Origin of the sequence: Streptomyces sp. M2CJ-2 (assembly GCF_016757295.1) — a bacterium.
GTDB lineage: Bacteria > Actinomycetota > Actinomycetes > Streptomycetales > Streptomycetaceae > Streptomyces.
Genome location: NZ_JAESIF010000311.1, coordinates 1 through 366 on the forward strand (window position 1 = coordinate 1; position 366 = coordinate 366).

The following is a 366-nucleotide window of genomic DNA, read 5'->3' on the forward strand; positions in this document are numbered from 1 at the left end:
CAACTCGTCCGGCACCAGCCGCTCAACGATCCCTGCCATGCCCAAGAGCCTATCGAGCCAAATGAGATGACTTCTTATCACCGGGCCGGGGCCGACGGCGGCGCAACGCACCGGCGTAGGACTGCCCGAACTTCACACACCAGCGCCGCACCGTCTCATGCGAGACGATCACGCCACGGGCGAGCATCAGCTCCTCGACCTCACGGAAGCCGAGCGGGAAGCGGAAGTACAGCCACACGCAATGCGAGATGATCTCCACCGGGTACCGGTGCCCCTGGTACGACGGCGACGCGCTGTCCACGGACAACCCCTCCCGCATGATCAACCAGAAGATCATCCCACCCGCTCAGCCAACGTGACAGCGCC

Annotated in this window: 1 pseudogene; it reads right to left on the reverse strand. The window is 64.5% G+C overall.

From position 1 onward, the window contains the following. Window positions 1-88: 88 nt before the first annotated feature. Window positions 89-319, reverse strand: a pseudogene (locus tag JL475_RS39435) (IS6 family transposase); the annotation flags it as partial. Between the last annotated feature and the right edge of the window lie 47 nt (window positions 320-366).